Source organism: Francisella marina (assembly GCF_008369785.1).
Lineage (GTDB): Bacteria > Pseudomonadota > Gammaproteobacteria > Francisellales > Francisellaceae > Francisella > Francisella salimarina.
Genome location: NZ_CP043552.1, coordinates 793,782 through 812,744 on the forward strand (window position 1 = coordinate 793,782; position 18,963 = coordinate 812,744).

The following is an 18,963-nucleotide window of genomic DNA, read 5'->3' on the forward strand; positions in this document are numbered from 1 at the left end:
ACCACATATATATTATCAATATTTTATGCGATGTATAAAGGCATTACTTGAAAAAGTTTTTCAAGGGTCTGCAATGCACTTTTATTGTCAACTTTTATAACTAGTCTATCTCCATCATCAATGAGAGAATTATCAGTAAAAAATTTAGGAGTATTATCATCTTTCATAATCGCTAATATTTGTAAGCCACTTGGCAGTTTTAGGTCTGTTATTTTTTTGCCAATGACTGTAGACATATTTTCTTGGCCATGTACTTTTAGCTCTACAAACATCTCATCACTATCCTCAACCTCATACATTTTAAGCATATCTACCTGAGTTAGAAATGCTTTGATTGTCGTGTATGAGAAATTATGAGGAGAAATTGAGATATCTATAAGTTTCAAATCTCTAGTTATATCATAGTATTCAGAACTATTTACAGTAGCAACTGTTTTTTGAGCACCAAGTTTTTTTGCCAAAATTGACGACATGATATTTATCTCATCGGAGTTAGTTAAGGCAAAAAACATATCTGCTTCATCAATACCTTCAGCAACTAATAAATTATTATTTACAGGGTTGTAATGTAAAATTGTAGATTTTGATAACTCATTCAGAGCAAATTCACACTTTTCAGCATTAGGATCAATCATTTTTATTATATAGCCTTTATTTTCCAATGATTTTGCAAGGGTGATACTTGCATAGTTGATCCCAGCAATGAAAATCTTTCTAATGTTTGCTTTTTTGGGCTGAAAAATTGATAGAATTTGAGAAGAGTATGCTTTTTCTGACAAATACATAACTCTATCACCTGGTTCAACTAGAATATCAGTGTCGTCTATATCTAACTTTTTACCATTTCTATGTACTGAAATTATGTCAACTTTAATATCACCTAAACCTAAGTATATATCTTTAACAGACAAGCCTATTAGTGGTGAGTCTTGTGAAACCTCAACTCCAACCAGTTGGATACGCTTATCAAAAAATGATGAAATAAAATACGCTCCTGATAAAAAAATTAGCTGTTCTAGTCTCTTAGTTGTTTCAAAAAATGATTTTATAACTAAGTCGATATTATTAAGCAGTTTTGGGAATCTATTATATTCTGTATCACGGATTCGAGCTATTTTGTATGGAGTCTTATAAAGTTTATAAGCCATATCACATACAGCTATATTGGTTGTATCATTAGATGTTACCGCTATGATCATATCTGTATCTTTAAAATTAGCTTCCATCATTATGTTAGGTTTTGTAACATCTCCAATAATCGTTTGGACATCAAAAGCAGAAGATATAAACCCAAGTTTTTCTTCATCTAAATCAATTATAGAAACCTGATGATCCAGACTTAATCTCTGTGTTAAATATATTCCAAGTTGTCCTGCGCCTAAAATAGCTATTCTCATAATTAGTTGTTATAATAACAAATGTAGTATTTAACTATTTACAAATACTAGTCTAAGGTTTAAAAATAATCAATTTTTTAATTTACTTTAAGCATTATAAATATTATTATATTCACAATATGATACTAAATTAGTATAGATTAGAGTTAATTATGCTAAAAATAAGTAAATTACTCGACTACGGTTTGCTAGTAGTTGTAACAATTGCTGAAAATAACTCAAATCCTTATAGTGCTGCAAAAATTGCAGAAACCACGGGACTGAATATTCCTACAGTAAGAAAGTTGTTAAATCAGCTTTCAATATCAAATATTGTAGTCTCAAAGCGCGGTATAGAAGGTGGATACACACTTGTTGATGATCCTCAAAATATTACTGTATTAGATGTGGTTAGATCTGTAGAAAAGGATGTAAATCTTACAGAGTGTTGTGATTTACAAAAAAAGTGTAGCATAGGAAACTGTACTGTAAGCAGTTATTGGAAAGTGTTGAATAACCAACTGTTAGATTTACTTTCAAAAACATCAATCTATGATATTGTCAACAAGAAGGGCAAAAGTTAAGATATGAGCGAAAATTTAGATAAAATCATTGAACAAGATTATGAGCATGGTTTTGTAACTGAAGTAGAAGCTGAGACTATCGATGCAGGTCTTAATGAAGATGTAATCCGTCTGATATCTGCGCGAAAAAACGAACCTGAATTTCTACTAGAGTGGCGCCTCAAAGCGTATCAAAAATGGTTAGAAATGAAATCACCGAAATGGGCGGATTTAAACTATCCTCCGATTGATTTTCAAGCCATAAGCTATTATTCATCGCCAAAATCATTAAAAGATCATCCTAAAAGTTTAGATGAAGTTGATCCAGAAATTATTGATACATATAACAAGCTTGGTATTCCTTTGCATGAGCAAGAGATGCTAGCTGGAGTTAAAAATATAGCGGTTGACGCTGTATTTGATTCAGTTTCAGTTGTAACAACATTCAAAGAAAAATTAGCTGAAGCAGGGGTAATATTTTGTCCTATTTCAGAAGCTGTACAAAAGCACCCTGAACTGGTGCAAAAATACCTAGGTTCTGTAGTACCTCAAGGTGATAACTTTTTTGCAGCTTTAAATTCTGCGGTTTTTAGTGATGGCTCATTTGTATATATTCCTAAAGGTGTGACTTGCCCTATGGAACTGTCAACATACTTCAGAATAAATGCAATGAATACTGGACAGTTTGAAAGAACATTAATTGTTGCAGATGAAGGCAGTTATGTTAGTTATTTAGAAGGATGTACTGCACCAATGCGTGATGAAAATCAGCTTCATGCAGCAGTGGTTGAGTTAGTAGCCTTAGATGGGGCTGAAATTAAGTATTCTACAGTACAAAACTGGTATCCGGGAGATAAAGAAGGTAAAGGTGGTATATACAACTTTGTTACTAAGAGAGGTGTTTGTCATAAGAACGCAAAAATCTCTTGGACGCAAGTTGAAACCGGCTCTGCTATTACATGGAAATACCCTTCAGTAGTATTACGTGGAGATAACTCAATTGGTGAATTCTATTCTGTAGCTTTAACTCGTCATGCTCAACAAGCTGATACTGGTACAAAAATGATTCATCTTGGTAAAAATACTAAGAGTACGATTATCTCAAAAGGTATTTCTGCAGGTAAAGCTTCTCAAGCTTATAGAGGGCTCGTGAGAATATCGCCTAATGCCTCTAATGCTAGAAACTTTTCTCAATGCGACTCATTACTCATAGGGCATAATTGTGGTGCACATACATACCCGTATATAGAAAATAAGAGCAACTCATCTCAAATCGAACATGAAGCTACAACTTCAAAGATCTCTGATGATCAGCTTTTCTATTGTAAGCAAAGAGGTCTTTCGGAAGAAGATGCAATTGCTATGATTGTTAATGGTTTTTGTAAAGAAGTATTTAAAAAGTTACCACTTGAGTTTGCAGTTGAAGCTCAAAAACTAATGGAAGTTAGTTTAGAAGGTGCTGTTGGTTAAACTTTAGAATTATATAAGTTAAAAGGTTAATAAAATGTTATTAGAAATTAAAGATTTACATGTAAGTGTTGGCGAACAAAAGAAACAGATTCTAAAAGGCTTAAATCTAAAAGTTAACAAAGGTGAAGTCCATGCAATTATGGGACCTAATGGAGCTGGTAAAAGTACACTAAGTAATGTTTTAGCTGGTAAAGATGGCTATGAGATTACTCAAGGGTCGATAACATTTAACGGTAAAGATTTAGATGATCTATCTATATCCGAAAGAGCCGCAGCTGGTATCTTTTTAAGCTTACAGTATCCTATTGAGATTCCTGGTGTTAGTAATGTTCAATTTTTAAAGACAGCTGTAAATAGCATTAGAAAGCAAAATGGCGAAGAAGAAATCAATGCTATAGATTTTATGAAAAAGCTAAAAGCAAATATGCAAGTTCTAAAAATAGATCAGAAATACATGTCGCGTGGAGTTAATGAAGGCTTCTCAGGTGGAGAGAAAAAACGTAATGAAATGCTACAACTAATGATGCTTGAACCTAAGCTTGCTATCTTAGATGAAACTGATTCTGGACTAGATATTGATGCTCTTCAGGTGGTATCTCAAGGTGCAAATAATATGAGATCTGATGATAGAAGCTTTTTGGTAATTACTCACTACCAAAGACTCTTAGATCATATACAACCTGATTTTGTTCATGTTTTAGCTGATGGTAAAATTGTCAAAACAGGTGGTAAAGAGCTAGCTCTTGAGCTAGAAGAAAAAGGATATTCTTGGTTAAATAGCTAAAGGTTGATAATAATGTTAATAGATAATAAATTTCTACCAACTACTAGACAAGAAAGCTGGAAATATACTAACTTAGCTACTATATATAGCAAAAGTGGCATATCTGAAATGCTTAAAGATTCTCCTAAATCTAAAGATTATTTAGAAGGTTTTAAATTTGATACGGAAGAAAATGTTGTAATAATACTAGATGGTGTTTTAGCTATTGATTACAACAAAAAACTGAATCATATTAGTGCTTTAGAGCTACATAGAGATCAAAGAACTATGTCTAAGTTAGCAATAGAAAATTCTAAACACTTGGCTATAAGTATACCTAAAGATACTAAAGATTCTTTAAGTCTAATCTTTATAAATACTGATATGGCTAAAGATAAGCTAACAAATATATCTCTAAAATTAGACGTTGATATGTTTGCAAATCTAGATTTAGATATCGACTTTGTCAGTCTTACAGAAAATTCAGCCATAAACCTGTTTTTAGACATAAATATTGCAGAATCAGCAAAAGTAAACTTCACAAACAATGCTGATAATCCAAATAATACTCAGTTAATTACTACAGCTAATTATCTAATCAATTTAGATCGCGCTGCTGAATTTAATGGATTTAACTTATTGAATAAGGATGCACTTCTTAGAAATGATTTTGTAGTAAATCTAAATAAGCCGTACTCTAGATTTGATATCAGAGGATTATATTTAGTAAATGATAATGCTATTGCTAATGCATGTTTTTTAGTTAATCATAATGCATCTCACACATATAGTAATGTAAACTTCCGAGGTGTAGCTAATGGTAGCTCTAAAGCATGGTTTAATGCAAAAGCAGTCGTAAATAAAGGTATAGAGCAAATTCAAGCTTTTCAGAACAATAAAAATATTCAATTAAGTAATAAAGCTGAGATTAATACAAAACCAGAATTAGAGATCTTCTCTGATGATGTAGTGTGTACACATGGTGCAACAATAGGGGAGCTTGATAAAGATGCTCTTTTTTATTTACAGTCAAGAGGACTGACTTTAGAAAGTGCTCAGCATTTACTTTTAGAGAGCTTTGTTAAATCTCAATTAACATCAGATGATTTCCCATTTGAAAATGAAATGAAAGAGCAAATCTTAGAGGCATTAGATGATATTCTTCACGATATAATATAATTCTTAGAAACAATTGCTACATTTGAACCTGATTAATATCTCATTATCTGCTAGACTAAATTTATATAAGTGTTTTCTAAAGGACGTATATATGAAAAAGTTAGTTCCATTTTGTTTGATTGGGTTTGTTAGCTCTGTCTCTCTTGCCGTAGCAGCATCAGATAACTGTGCCGAGTACAACACCATTAAGTATACAACTCAAGGTGAAACCACGATAAAGAGTGATAGCATACTTGTCGAAGTGACTGGTTATGCAACAACTTCATTAGATAAACAAAATAGTATAGAAAATCAAATTACAGATAGTATCAACAACATTGTAAAGTCTGACTGGAAAGTCAAAAACATTGAACAAAATACTAACAATAGCGGTGCTATCAATATTACGATACAACTTCAATCTAGAATTTCTCAAAGTGATTTGAATAAGTTACAACAAGCAATTGAAAATCAAGACAGATCTTCTGGAAAAAGATTAGCTGTAAAAGTATTAGATTATAATCCTCCTGCTAAAGAAGTCGAGGCTGCAAAACAAAAACTTATGATACAACTTTTTAAAGATACAAAGGATTATCTTACTAATTTTAATAAACAGACTAATAGTAACTATATTATTCAATCAGTACAGTATATTGATACAGACGGATATAAGCCTAGAAATACAGTTATGTTAATGAAAACAGCAGCTTATAATGAAAATGATGCAAATAGCTATAATCCAGTAGCTGTATCTCAGGATATTAATATAAGAGCAAATGTAACATTTATGGAGAGATAGTATGGCATTAAGCAAAGTAATAAAGACTGATGAAGCTAACTTTGATAAATTAATAAGTAGTTCTGCAAAACCTATATTAGTAGACTTTTATGCAGATTGGTGCGGTCCTTGTAAGACTTTATCGCCGATACTTGATCAGCTATCAAAAGATTATACAGGAGCTATGATTGTCAAAGTCAATGTCGATGATAATCAAAGTCTAGCAGCTAAATTTGGCATAAGAAGTATACCAACTATGATAATTTTCAAAGCAGGTCAGCCTGTAGAAACGCTTACTGGTGTCCATACAGGTAGCCAATTAGAGCAAAAGCTAAAGGCTTATGAATAATAGTTCTAATTTAGATCTTTGTGAATGGTATTTTACAACTAAATTTGAAGTCCCTATATTACCTAGCAGGTATCCTAACCAATTTGCGATTATTACAGCATACAATCCATTTAATCAGCTTCTTGAAGATCAAGAAAATTTAGCTAGAAATCAAATATTAAGAAATCAATTAGAAAAGTCATATAGTTGGTTCTATGAAATTAATGGTTTTGATAAGTCATCTAAGCACAAAGAAAATGGTTTTATGTTTGATGCTAAATCGCTTGATGAAGCTTGTAATTTAGGTGCGGAATTTTCGCAGGATGCGATCTATTATGTAATTAATGATATTTTGTATGTTTCAAAATGTGAAAAATCGAAAAGATATCTCACGAAAGTAGGGGACTTTCAAAGCAGAATTTATTCATTTTTATAAAATAGCTTATAACATAATGAAAATAAAATAATTAAACTAATCCCTGAATAAATAACCATGCGTTGATCAGGATCCCAAAACATTCCTAATATTACACAAAAATTAAACAATATGCTCAAATATGGGATTAGTGGAAAAGCCCATGCTTTGAATTTAAGATTTTTAGTTTGTTCTGAAGAAAGAGATTTTCTAAAGTAGATATGACATAAACTAATAATTATCCAAATCATACATCCAACCATACCTGAAGATGAAACTACGAGTATAAATATTTTCTCAGCACCAACAAATTTTGTAATCAAACAAAGACAAGAAAGTATAGCTACAAATATGACGCCATATATCGGAACTTGTTTTTTGCTAAGTTTTGTAAATATTTTTGGTGCTTGTTTATCTGAAGCCATAGACCACATAAGCCTTGCACAAGTATAAAAACATGAGTTTACAGCTGATAAACTTGCTGTAAGAATCACAAGTTGCATAATGGTATCAACATACTTAATATTGACTAGTTGCAACACTGTAATAAAAGGAGTATTAGCTACGCTAGAGTCTTTATATGGAATAATATAGGCTATTATGAATGATGATAATACAAAAAAGAGTAATATTCTAATAGCTACACTTTTTATTGCTTTACGAATATTTCTTTCGGGATTACTTGTCTCTCCCGCAGCAATACCAACTAGTTCGGCTCCTTGGAATGTACATACTATAATAACTAGACCAAATAAAAATGCTTTGTATCCATTTGGAAACAAACCATCTGCATAGAAATTTACTAAGCCTGAAATTGGCTTATTAGTATTTAAATATCCTGTTATAATCCCAATACCAATTAATATGAATACTATAATAGTTATGATTTTTATTGCAGATAACCAAAACTCAATTTCTGCGAAGACTTTTACGGCACATAAATTTAATAAACTTATGATAAATATAGTAACTATACAAAACTGCCAAACGCTAATAGCAGGGTAAAAGTTATGACATATAATTCCAGCAGCAACAAGACCTCCAGCCGCTGCTGTAAGCCAATTTATTAGGTATAACCAGCCAGTCAAAAAGCCCGAGTATGGCGAAATAAATCTGGTAGCATAATTTTGAAAGGATCCACTTACCGGCATCTCTATAGCCATTTCTGCTAGACTTATCATTACTAGCATCATAATTATCCCACCAATTAAAAACCCTAATACAGTACCAAATGCACCAACTGAGTTTAGAATACTACCTATACCAAGAAAAAAGCTTGCTGAGATAGTACCTCCTAGAGATATCATGACTATATGGCGTGATAATATATCTCTTTTTAAATTATTTTTGTCGTCCATATTAAATTTTCAGAAATATTTCAACTATATGAATTATTCCATAATCTAAGTCTTTAACAAAATATTTAAATATCAAAATAATAAGAAATATTAATTAGCAAAATTAACTGTAGGATTTACTGACACTTAATTATTATATAAAATAATCATCATGTTTAATTTATACATTTAGTCCAAAATGATAAACTCTATATCTCCAGAAACAATGATGCTCATTATACAAATATGTATAGTAGTTTTAATAATTACATCTTTGATTGTTTCGGTTTTATTTATTTTATCGCAACAGAAATTAGCAAAAGCTTTAGTTACTGTAAATACTGGTGAACAAATACATCCAGCATGGTTATGGACTCAACTAATACCAATATGGTCATATATAGCATTAGTGGTAACAGCTGTAAAGTTAGATGAGCAAACTAAATTATATAATCAAACGCACGAAAAAAAATTAAAATTTAAAGCTTCACTTATATATTGGTATGTGGGATTGACTTTATTAAATGTAGTTCCTGTAATCAATATAATAGTAGGCATAGCAACAATTATTATATTTATAATAATTTGGGCAAATATAACTAAATCAACTAAGATTATTACTGCGAAATAATAAAATATATAAATTCGCATAATATATATTATGTTAAATTACATACTTATCTTCTAGATCATTAAATTATATCCTAACCTTTTCACAAAATGCTTAATTATTGACTTGATACTAACTATCGTATGAGTAATCTTGTTGTAACATTGCTATTACTTCTAAACTTGCTGGCAGAAACTTATAATTATTAAGTTCAAGGATGTTTATACATTTTAATTGCTGGTTTTCCTTAGCATAAGGTTTACCTTCATAATCCTTAATTATAAAAAACTCTAGATTAACTTCATCGTTATATTTATTTATATGTTTTTTGCGAAAATAAAAACTTACTGATTTGGCTATTATACCAACTTCTTCATAAACCTCTCTTCTTATACATTGTTCAAAAGTTTCATTTTTTTCTACCTTACCACCAGGAAATTCCCAGTAGTCACTATAGCTTTGAAACTTTTGTCTTAGACTTATATAGACTTTAGCACTTTGTTCATCTAAAATTATCGCCACTGCGGCATTTATTTTTGCCATTTTTTACAAAAAATTTTTATACTTAAGAAATATAATATGTTCCAAAACCACAAAAGTGAAATTTTATTAGCAACTCCACTTATCAAAGATGATGCTATATTTACTAAATCTGTAATTTATCTATGCCAAAATGATCGTCATGGTGCTATGGGTTTGATTATCAATAAACCTTTAAGTGATACATTAAAAGATGTTTTTGAAGAATTAGAAATCCCTCATAACAATACATTTAATGAGATTTTAGATTACCCTCTTTATATGGGTGGTCCTATTAGTCCCCATAAAATTATGATTTTGCATACTACAAATGGTAGAAACTATAGCTCTACAATTAAACTAGATGAAGGTCTTGCTATAACTGCTTCTATGGATATTCTGGAAGATTTAGCAAATAATATTTTACCTGAGTATTTTCTACCAGTAGTTGGCTATAGTTGCTGGACTGCTGACCAACTCACGGATGAAATAAAATCCAATGATTGGATTGTAACAAGTAAATTAAGCAAAAAAATATTATTTAATCATGAGAATAAAGTAAAATGGCAAAACCATATTGAACATGCTGGCTATACTTTACAAAGCCTAGATAGTTTATTCAAAAATATAGGGAATTGCTAATGTTTCAATCTTTAATAGCAATAGATTATGGTAAAGCTAGAATTGGATTAGCTAGTGGTCAAATGATTACCAAAACTGCTACTCCTATAGGTACAGTTGAAGCCTATGATGGTGTGCCTAACTGGATTGAGCTTGATAAGATTGTTAAACGCTGGAATCCTTCTGATATTATTATAGGATTACCATTAGATACTCAAGATTTTGAAACAGATATTACAAAAGCAGCTAAAGATTTTGCTAAAGAAGTTAAAGAACGCTATAAAAGAAATGTTCATCTTATCAATGAAGCATATTCAACTCGTGAAGCAAGATGGCGTTTAGAAGAAGTAAAAAGTAAAAAAGTATCACATATAAAAGTAGATGCCTTGGCAGCTTGTGTAATCTTAGAAACTTGGATGGCAGAGAATTAAGCTTATTTTAGATAAATACTGTTAAATATTTCTTTTGGGCTAAGTAAATACTATATCATAATAAACTTCCTAGATATTTTACTCATTTTCAAATAAAATTAAGCAATTATATTTTCAATAAATTATTAACTGGAATTAACATCTAAATGAGCGAATATAACTTTACTCAGATTGAGCAACAAGCCCAAGAATATTGGCGTAAAAATGATTCATTTAAAGCTACAGAAGATAAGAATAAAGAAAAATTCTATTGTTTGTCAATGTTACCATATCCAAGTGGTACCCTTCATATGGGACATGTGCGTAATTATACGATTGGAGATGTAATTGCAAGATATCAAAAGATGCAAGGTAAGAATGTCCTTCATCCTATGGGTTGGGATGCATTTGGATTACCTGCCGAAAATGCTGCAATAAAACACAAAAAATCTCCTTATGAATGGACAAAAAGCAATATTGCATATATGAGATCACAGCTAGATTCTCTTGGATTTAGTTTTGATTGGTCAAGAGAGATAGCAACTTGTGATGAAGATTATTATAAATGGGAACAATGGTTCTTTATTCAACTATACAAAAAAGGCTTAGCATACCGTAAAAATTCAGTAGTTAATTGGGATCCTGTTGATCAAACAGTACTTGCAAATGAGCAAGTGGTTGATGGCAGAGGTTGGAGATCTGGAGCTTTGGTAGAGAAGAAAGAAATTCCTCAATGGTTCTTGAAAATCACAGATTATGCAGATGAACTTCTAAAAGATATTGACCAATTAGATGGTTGGCCAGAAGCTGTGAAGACTATGCAGACTAACTGGATTGGCAAATCAAAAGGTCTGACTGTTAAGTTTAAAATTCAAAATTCTGATCAAGAAATTGAGGTATTTACAACTCGTCCAGATACTCTTATGGGAGTTAGCTATCTGGGTATAGCACCTGAGCACCCTCTTGCTCTTGAACAAGCAGAAACTAATGTCGAGTTAGCCTCTTTTATAGAGGAATGTAAGAAATCATCAACTATGGAAGCTGATTTGGCTACTCAAGAAAAGAAAGGTTTCAAAACTTCTATAAAAGTAATCCACCCTATTTCTGGTGAAACTGTAGATGTATGGGTAGCAAACTTTGTTCTTATGGGATACGGCTCTGGAGCTGTAATGTCAGTCCCAGCACATGATCAAAGAGATTGGGAATTTGCACAGAAATATAATATTGCTCTAAAACAAGTTATTAAGCCTAGTGATAATAAGTCAAAATTAGACTTAGATAAAGAAGCATTTACAGAAAAAGGTATTTTGACTAACTCTGGAGAGTTTGATGGCTTGAATTTCAAAAAAGCATATCAAGCAATGAAAAAATACCTTTTTGATAACAATAAAGGCTATGAAACTACAAACTTTAGAATTCATGATTGGGGTATCTCACGTCAAAGATTCTGGGGATGTCCTATTCCTATGATACATTGTAATGACTGTGGTGTTGTTCCTGAAAAAGAAGAAAACTTACCAGTTAAATTACCAACAAATGTAACTCTTACAGAAGCTGGGTCTCCACTAAAAGATATGCCTGAGTTTCTAGATGTTGCTTGTCCAAAATGTGGAAAACCTGCCAAAAGAGAGACCGATACGTTTGATACGTTCTTTGAATCATCTTGGTATTATGCACGATATACATGCCCTACTGCTAATGAAATGCTAAATGAAGAAGCTAATTATTGGTTACCAGTTGATAAATATATTGGCGGTATTGAACATGCTATTATGCACCTACTTTATGCAAGATTTTTCCATAAATTAATGCGTGATGAAGGTTTAATAACTTCTGATGAGCCATTTAAAAACCTACTAACACAAGGTATGGTGCTAAAAGATGGCGCTAAAATGTCTAAATCTAAAGGCAATACTGTTGATCCTCAAGAGCTTATCAATAAATATGGTGCTGATACTGTTAGGTTATTTAGTATGTTTGCAGCGCCTCCTGAGCAATCACTTGAATGGTCAGAAACTGGTGTTGATGGAGCTAATAAGTTCTTACGTAAAGTATATAATTATGCTTATACAAATAAAGAGATATTAGCAAAAAATGTCACTATAGATACTGGGGCATTATCAAAAAATGATAAAAAAGCTCGTTATGAGATCTATGCTAATTTGAAACAAGCTATTTTTGATTTTGAAAAGAGTCAATTTAATACAGTTGTTTCAGCATGTATGAAAATCTTAAATACGCTTAACAATTATGATAATTTATCAGATAGTGTTAAGTCAGAAGGCTTTAGTATTTTATTAAGAATACTATCACCCTTCACACCACATATTTGTCATTATTTATGGCAAGAGATCGGTCTAGGAGATGATATTCTACATACTAAATTCCCAATAGTTGATGAGAAAGCTCTTGAAAAAGATGAGTTTCTTTTAATTGTACAGATAAATGGTAAGGTTAAAGCAAAACTTGAGTTAGATGCCTCATTAACAAAAGATCAAGTTGAACAAGAGGTATTAGATGATGAGCATATCAAAACTTTTATCGAAAATAAGCAAATAATAAAAGTTATATATGTGCCTCAGAAATTAATCAATATTGTAGTCAAATAGGTATATACAATGATAAAAAACTATACTAAGACCTTATATTTATTAATAATTGCTACGTTATTATCAGGTTGTGGATTCCACCTTCGTGGTGACCTTGCAGATGGTAATGCTGGAAATTTTAGTAGCCTTATTGATACTAAGTTCTATATTTATAATGCAGGTGGGGCACCTCAAAGCTTAATTAACGAGTTAAGACGTAGGCTTATAGGATATGGTGCTGTTGTTATAAGAAGTAAAAAACAAGAAAAGTACGCTGATTATATAATAAATATCCGTGGTGCAACCAAGAATACTCAAATGACTAGTATCGTGGGTGGTGCATCAAATAACACATTCCTTGCTATTTATACAATAACATATAATGTTGTTAAACCTAATGTCAAAACACCTGTTGTTCCTGATAGTACTGTTAATGCACAAATGTTCTGGCAATCAAACTCAAGTACACAATTAGCTCAGAATAATGAACTAGTTAGAATCTGGGGTTATTTACAATCTGATTTACTAACAAGAATAGTTCTTCAAGTTGCAGAATTATTACCTAGTAAAGAGACAAAATAGAAAACTAAGGAAGTTTGATATAATGGATATTTTAAAGGAATATTATATAAAGTTGACAAACGATTCTACGTTAACGGTAGTCTTGAGTTTTATGGTATTATTGTTAGCTGTTCTATTCTTCTCATGGCTTATAAATAAGATAATTAGCAAATATATATCAACCCTTGCTGAAAAGATTTTTTTTAAGGCTAACTCATCATTAGGCAAATCACTTATAAGAAACAAAATATTTGATAAGTTGGCTCATATTGCTCCTGCTGTTTTTATATATATTGTAATTGGATTTATAAGTAGTAATGAGTATCCGTGGGTTACACAATTAGTTTCCTTTATCCAGTTAATAGCTGAGGTATACATTACAATATCAATAATTTCTTTTTTTATATCTTTGATTGATGCTATTTTTAGCTATTTTCAATCCCTGCATGAATTTAAATATTACTCTCTAAAAAGCTATGCACAAGTAGTAAAGATTTTATTATATTTAGTTGGAGTAATATTAGTAATATCTTTGTTACTAAATAAATCCCCTATTGCATTCTTAACTGGCTTAGGCGCACTATCAGCAGTGTTGATGCTAGTTTTTAAAGATACAATTTTAGGCTTTGCTACTAATATTCAAGTAGCAGCTTTAGATATGGTTAGAGTTGGTGATTGGATAAGTATACAGTCATTAGGTGTAGAAGGAACTGTCCAAGAAATATCAATTAATACTGTAAAAATTAGAGGTTTTGATAAGACAATCTATAACATTCCTACTTACTCATTAATCACAAATAGCGTTAAAAATTGGCGTGGTATGTTTGAAATGGGTGGCAGACAGATCAAAAGATCTTTCAATATTGATGTTGATAGTATTAAGTTTTGTGATGTCGAAACTCTTGATAATTTAAGAAAACTAAATTACATGGATGATATTATAAACTCTTGTAATAAGGACGAATTGATTAATACAACATTGTTTAGAAAATACTTAGAACACTATCTGAAAGATCATCCAAAAATTCATACAGAGCCCGGTTGGTTATTTATTGTAAGAGAATTACAACCTACAGAAAAAGGTTTACCAATCCAACTGTATATGTATACAACAGATACAGTTTGGGCTAATTATGAAGCTATACAAGCTGGAATCTTTGATTATATTTATGCAAGTATGCACTTATTTGGTTTAAGGGCATTCCAGGATATTAGAGGTAGAATAGATAGTAAAACTAACACTTAGGTAATGTGACACCAACTTGGCCTTGGTATTTACCGCCCTTGTCTGCATAAGAAGTTTCACACTCTTCGTCTGATTGGAAAAATAGCATCTGAGCTACACCTTCATTAGCATATATTTTAGCTGGTAATGGTGTAGTATTTGAGAATTCTAAAGTTACATAGCCCTCCCATTCTGGCTCAAGAGGAGTTACATTAACAATAATTCCGCATCTAGCATATGTAGATTTACCCAAGCAAACTACCAAAGTATCTCTAGGGATTTTGAATTTCTCAACCGTACGAGCTAAGGCAAAAGAATTAGGAGGAATAATACAAACATCTCCTTTAAAATCTACAAAGTTTTTATCATCAAAGCTTTTGGGATCGACTATTGAAGAGTTTATATTTGTAAATATTTTAAATTCATCAGCACAACGTACATCATATCCATAACTTGAAGTTCCATAAGAAACGATTTTTTGGTTATTAGAAACTTTAATTTGTCCTGCCTCAAAAGGTTCTATCATATTATGCTCTTGAGACATTTTTTTGATCCATTTATCTGATTTTATAGTCATTACTATTATTTCTCTCTTAATTTTCTAATTTAACACCAATAGAATCTAAACTACTTGCTTTAGGTAGTTTTTCAATTTCATTTACAATATTTTCAGCAACTGTCATATAACTAGTATTGATAGCATCATCTTTATCTAAACTGACATATGGTTTTCCATTATCAGCATTTTCACGGATAGATTTATGTAGTGGTAAATTTCCTAAAAATTCAATGTTATTTTTACCACACAATAGATGAGCACCATCTTCACCAAAGATGTGATCATTATTACCACATTTCGGACAAATATAGTAACTCATATTCTCTATGACACCAAGAGTTTTTATATCAACTTTTTGGAACATTGCAAGTGCTCTTCTTGCATCAATCAGTGATAAGTCTTGTGGTGTCGTAACGATTACAGCTCCTGTTACAGGCATATTTTTAGAGATAGTAAGCTGGATATCTCCTGTTCCGTGTGGCAAGTCTAAAAATAAATAATCAAGATCTCCCCAGTCAGTATCATTCAAAAGTTGCATCAACGCTCTAGATACAATAGGACCACGCCAAATTACTGCTGATTCAGAGTCTATTAGATTTCCTATAGAAATCATCTTAACTCCGTATTTTTCCAACGGAATAATCTTTTTCTTATCTGTTGTATTAGGGTTCTGTTTCAGATCAAATAATGTTGGTTGGCTAGGACCATAGATATCAGCATCTAATATACCAACACCAGCCCCCATCTTTGCGAAACTAACAGCAAGATTAGCCGTAACAGTTGATTTACCAACACCACCCTTACCAGATGCAACCAAGATTATATTTTTTATATTAGGCAAAAGCTTCTGTCCTTTTTGGACTTTCCTTTTAGCGACATTTTCAATTTTCATGATTTCAAATTACTAGCGTTTTCGCTATCATAGATACAATTTGACTCTAATTATACTTAATTAAATATGCTTAAAAAAGATGATTTTAAAACGATTTTGCTAACAAGCATTGGTGGAATGTTAGAATTTTATGACTTTGTCATATTCGGTATGTTTGCAATCGTCTTAGGCAAGACATTTTTTCCACCAGAAGGATCTGCTGCATTACAAGCGCTCTCTGCATTTACCGTTTTTGCAGTAGGTTATTTTGCTAGACCATTTGGTGGAATATTATTTGGACATATTGGCGATAGATACGGACGTAAAAAATCATTTATCCTTACAATACTATTTATGGGTCTAGCATCTTTTTTGATAGCACTACTACCTTCATATCAGAATGCAGGTATATTGGCCACATTACTATTTGTAGTACTACGAATTATCCAAGGAGCAGCAATTGGTGGCGAAATTCCAAGTGCTGTAGTTTTTGTGAAGGAATCTTTAGTTAAAAATGGCGGTCTTGCTTGTGGAATTATTTTTTGCTTTATTAACTTTGGTATTTTCTTTGCAGAGATTACAAAGATTATAACTACTCATTTTCTTACTGATGATTATGCTTGGCGCGTAGCTTTTATGTTTGGTGGTCTTGCTGCTATTATTAGTTATTTTTTTAGAAAAGAGATACATGAAACCAACACTTTTTTAAATAAGAAAGATCATCACAAAGTTCCATTAATTGATTTATTCAAAACAGAAAAGCTCGCAATCGTAAGAGCAACAGCTGCAGTCTCAATATTTGCTATGGTAGTTGGTTTTTTCTCATTATATTTACCAACATACTTTCAGCTAAATCATATAGAAAATGGACCTAGTTTAATACTTATTAATCTTTTTGTTTTTTCAGTAGTTTCTATACCTGCAGGATATCTTGCTGATAAATTTACACCTTTACGTATACTTTTGATTGGTGCTTTAGGCTTAATGATATTTGGAAGCTTTTTCTACTATAGTGTTATAACTAATTCAAAATATCTTTTAGGAATAATGCTTATTAACAATATCTTTATGGGACTTGTTGTTGGAGTAGCATCTAATTATGCGAGCACTCTATTTACGCCAGGAGTACGAGCTAGTGGATTAGGTTTTAGTTATAATATTAGTTTTGCAGTGTTTAATGGTGCTTTTTTAGCTCTAGCGAGCTTAGGGATCGCTAAGGGATATATATTAACGCCTCTATATCTAATATTAACCGTAGTTGCCATTTCTATTATAATTTTACTTATCACTAAAAAATTTGGTCAACATAACATAGCTATATAGATTGCTATCATTATGATAAAATTTTTCTTATATTTTTTTTATTTAGTTTTACCATGGAAAACTTCCTAAACAGTCTAGTATATATTTTAGAAGCAAATACAATTTTGTTTATATGCCAAGCTTTTACCATTTTTGTAGTCTTAAAACTAATTGTTGACAAAAAATCACCATCAAATATATTAGCTTGGCTATTAGCTATACTTTTTATTCCTTACGTTGCGATCCCATTCTTTTTTATTTTTCAGCGTAAGGATAAGCGTAAATTTTGGCAAAAAAATGCTATGAGTATGGATGATACCGAATCATTTGATAAATCATGTATATATCAAAATAGTTGTCAGGACTTACCTGTTAGTGTTATTAGAACATTCTCAAATCTTGAGCTGCCTACTCTAACTATGAAAAACTCGTTTGATATTTATACTGATGGAACAAAGTCATTTGAAGTATTTATAGAGGCTATAAAATCAGCCAAACATAGTATTTATATTCAAACATATATTATCAAAAATGATACAACATCAAAGCTTGTAATAAGAGCATTAGAACAAAAAGCTGCTGAGGGTTTAGATATTAAAATATTAATAGATTCATTAGGATCATTTTATGTTTATCGTCATAACAAAAGAGTATTTAAGAATCTAAGAAAGCTAGGCGCTAAAGTAGTGTTTTTTATGCCTATAATATCTAATCCTTTGCGTAATTATATAAATTATCGTAATCATCGTAAAATATTTATTTTTGATAATAACACAGCTTTTAGTGGTGGAATAAATATAGGTGATGAATATATGTCACCGACTAAGCATAATGGAATGTGGAGTGATTTATTGTTCAAAATTGAAGGAGAATCTGTAGTCCACTTTCTAAAAGTTTTTTGTTCAGACTGGCACTTTGCAACATCAGAAGAACTAAACTTCAAAATTGAATGTCAAATCACAACTGAGTGTTTCGCTCAGGTAATACCTTCTGGTCCAGATATGCATAAAAATCAGCTTTATGCTGGATTAATTACTGCCATAAACTCTGCTCAACATAGGTTATGGATTATAACACCATACCTAATCCCATCACTTGATTTATTACAATCAATACTATTAGCAAAATGTCGTGGAATAGATGTAAAAGTAATCACACCTAAAAACTCTGACCATAAAATAATTAATCGAGCAAGATCTAGCTATATTAGAGATTTACTCGAATGTAACATAGATGTATATTTTACTGAAAACATGCTACATGCAAAGGCTGTACTTGTTGACTCTAACATAGCTATTTTAGGTTCAGTAAATTTAGATAATCGTAGTCTATTTTTGAACTATGAAGTAGCAACTTTTATATATTCACCTAAACAAGTTAAGAAATTATATAAATGGGCAGAAACTGTAATAGAAGGCTCAACACAAGATGCATCTCACCTACCAACGAAACGCACAAGTTTAATAGTTGAAAGTATAATGAAAATATTGACACCATTAATGTAAATTA

20 protein-coding genes are annotated in these 18,963 nt (G+C 31.3%); 15 read left to right on the forward strand and 5 right to left on the reverse strand.

What is annotated here, in order from left to right; all coding sequences use genetic code 11:
• Window positions 1-23 precede the first annotated feature (23 nt).
• Entirely contained in the window at window positions 24-1,397 is a 1,374-nt protein-coding gene (gene trkA / locus F0R75_RS03905; protein WP_149368257.1) for a Trk system potassium transporter TrkA, read from the reverse strand.
• 152 nt (window positions 1,398-1,549) lie between these two features.
• Here trkA and F0R75_RS03910 point away from each other — a divergent pair, with 152 nt between their 5' ends.
• From F0R75_RS03910 to F0R75_RS03940, 7 genes are all read left to right on the forward strand, one after another.
• Window positions 1,550-1,960: an SUF system Fe-S cluster assembly regulator gene (locus F0R75_RS03910; protein WP_013923114.1), complete on the forward strand. Its 411-nt coding sequence runs from the start codon at window positions 1,550-1,552 to the stop codon at window positions 1,958-1,960.
• A 3-nt stretch (window positions 1,961-1,963) separates the two neighbouring features.
• Window positions 1,964-3,409 carry a Fe-S cluster assembly protein SufB gene (gene sufB, locus F0R75_RS03915; RefSeq protein WP_013923115.1) on the forward strand — a complete coding sequence of 482 codons (1,446 nt, stop codon included), beginning with the start codon at window positions 1,964-1,966 and terminating at the stop codon, window positions 3,407-3,409.
• A gap of 34 nt (window positions 3,410-3,443) precedes the next feature.
• The gene (sufC, locus tag F0R75_RS03920) at window positions 3,444-4,193 is read left to right on the forward strand and encodes a Fe-S cluster assembly ATPase SufC (protein WP_013923116.1); all 750 of its coding nucleotides are present in this window, start codon (window positions 3,444-3,446) and stop codon (window positions 4,191-4,193) included.
• 12 nt (window positions 4,194-4,205) lie between these two features.
• Window positions 4,206-5,351: a Fe-S cluster assembly protein SufD gene (gene sufD / locus F0R75_RS03925; RefSeq protein ID WP_149368256.1), complete on the forward strand. Its 1,146-nt coding sequence runs from the start codon at window positions 4,206-4,208 to the stop codon at window positions 5,349-5,351.
• 91 nt (window positions 5,352-5,442) lie between these two features.
• Window positions 5,443-6,129 carry a hypothetical protein gene (locus tag F0R75_RS03930; protein ID WP_149368255.1) on the forward strand — a complete coding sequence of 229 codons (687 nt, stop codon included), beginning with the start codon at window positions 5,443-5,445 and terminating at the stop codon, window positions 6,127-6,129.
• Window position 6,130: 1 nt separating this feature from the next.
• Window positions 6,131-6,457, forward strand: coding sequence for a thioredoxin (gene trxA, locus F0R75_RS03935; RefSeq protein ID WP_149368254.1), 327 nt, complete (start codon window positions 6,131-6,133; stop codon window positions 6,455-6,457).
• Entirely contained in the window at window positions 6,450-6,872 is a 423-nt protein-coding gene (locus F0R75_RS03940) for a DUF3293 domain-containing protein (RefSeq protein ID WP_012281041.1), read from the forward strand. The genes trxA and F0R75_RS03940 overlap by 8 nt, the downstream gene beginning before the upstream one ends.
• Here F0R75_RS03940 and F0R75_RS03945 read toward each other — a convergent pair.
• Window positions 6,857-8,209 (reverse strand): amino acid permease, encoded by a 1,353-nt coding sequence (locus F0R75_RS03945; RefSeq protein WP_149368253.1) that lies wholly within the window; start codon window positions 8,207-8,209, stop codon window positions 6,857-6,859. The genes F0R75_RS03940 and F0R75_RS03945 overlap by 16 nt on opposite strands.
• A gap of 178 nt (window positions 8,210-8,387) precedes the next feature.
• On the opposite strand from F0R75_RS03945, the gene F0R75_RS03950 reads away from it, so the two are divergent.
• Window positions 8,388-8,819, forward strand: a complete 432-nt coding sequence (locus F0R75_RS03950) for a hypothetical protein (RefSeq protein WP_149368252.1) — start codon at window positions 8,388-8,390, stop codon at window positions 8,817-8,819.
• A gap of 111 nt (window positions 8,820-8,930) precedes the next feature.
• Here the strand turns inward: F0R75_RS03950 and F0R75_RS03955 are convergent, their stop codons facing one another.
• Entirely contained in the window at window positions 8,931-9,341 is a 411-nt protein-coding gene (locus tag F0R75_RS03955; RefSeq protein WP_149368251.1) for a (deoxy)nucleoside triphosphate pyrophosphohydrolase, read from the reverse strand.
• 36 nt (window positions 9,342-9,377) lie between these two features.
• Here F0R75_RS03955 and F0R75_RS03960 point away from each other — a divergent pair, with 36 nt between their 5' ends.
• From F0R75_RS03960 to F0R75_RS03980, 5 genes are all read left to right on the forward strand, one after another.
• Window positions 9,378-9,959, forward strand: a complete 582-nt coding sequence (locus F0R75_RS03960; RefSeq protein WP_013923124.1) for a YqgE/AlgH family protein — start codon at window positions 9,378-9,380, stop codon at window positions 9,957-9,959.
• On the forward strand, window positions 9,959-10,369 hold the full coding sequence (gene ruvX, locus F0R75_RS03965; protein WP_149368250.1) for a Holliday junction resolvase RuvX: 411 nt from the start codon (window positions 9,959-9,961) through the stop codon (window positions 10,367-10,369). Before F0R75_RS03960 ends, ruvX begins: the two co-directional genes overlap by 1 nt.
• A gap of 146 nt (window positions 10,370-10,515) precedes the next feature.
• Window positions 10,516-12,957 carry a leucine--tRNA ligase gene (gene leuS / locus F0R75_RS03970; RefSeq protein ID WP_149368249.1) on the forward strand — a complete coding sequence of 814 codons (2,442 nt, stop codon included), beginning with the start codon at window positions 10,516-10,518 and terminating at the stop codon, window positions 12,955-12,957.
• A 9-nt stretch (window positions 12,958-12,966) separates the two neighbouring features.
• Window positions 12,967-13,518 carry an LPS-assembly lipoprotein LptE gene (locus F0R75_RS03975; RefSeq protein ID WP_149377206.1) on the forward strand — a complete coding sequence of 184 codons (552 nt, stop codon included), beginning with the start codon at window positions 12,967-12,969 and terminating at the stop codon, window positions 13,516-13,518.
• A gap of 22 nt (window positions 13,519-13,540) precedes the next feature.
• Window positions 13,541-14,743: a mechanosensitive ion channel family protein gene (locus F0R75_RS03980; protein WP_149368248.1), complete on the forward strand. Its 1,203-nt coding sequence runs from the start codon at window positions 13,541-13,543 to the stop codon at window positions 14,741-14,743.
• On the opposite strand, the gene dcd is transcribed toward F0R75_RS03980, so the two are convergent.
• Together dcd and F0R75_RS03990 are read right to left on the reverse strand one after the other, a co-directional pair.
• Window positions 14,733-15,299 carry a dCTP deaminase gene (dcd, locus tag F0R75_RS03985; protein WP_013923129.1) on the reverse strand — a complete coding sequence of 189 codons (567 nt, stop codon included), beginning with the start codon at window positions 15,297-15,299 and terminating at the stop codon, window positions 14,733-14,735. The two genes, F0R75_RS03980 and dcd, sit on opposite strands and share 11 nt — an antisense overlap.
• 16 nt (window positions 15,300-15,315) lie before the next feature.
• Window positions 15,316-16,176: an Mrp/NBP35 family ATP-binding protein gene (locus tag F0R75_RS03990; protein WP_149377207.1), complete on the reverse strand. Its 861-nt coding sequence runs from the start codon at window positions 16,174-16,176 to the stop codon at window positions 15,316-15,318.
• A 63-nt stretch (window positions 16,177-16,239) separates the two neighbouring features.
• On the opposite strand from F0R75_RS03990, the gene F0R75_RS03995 reads away from it, so the two are divergent.
• Both F0R75_RS03995 and cls read left to right on the forward strand, forming a co-directional pair.
• On the forward strand, window positions 16,240-17,475 hold the full coding sequence (locus tag F0R75_RS03995; RefSeq protein ID WP_149368246.1) for an MFS transporter: 1,236 nt from the start codon (window positions 16,240-16,242) through the stop codon (window positions 17,473-17,475).
• A 53-nt stretch (window positions 17,476-17,528) separates the two neighbouring features.
• On the forward strand, window positions 17,529-18,959 hold the full coding sequence (gene cls, locus F0R75_RS04000; protein ID WP_149368245.1) for a cardiolipin synthase: 1,431 nt from the start codon (window positions 17,529-17,531) through the stop codon (window positions 18,957-18,959).
• Window positions 18,960-18,963: the final 4 nt, after the last annotated feature.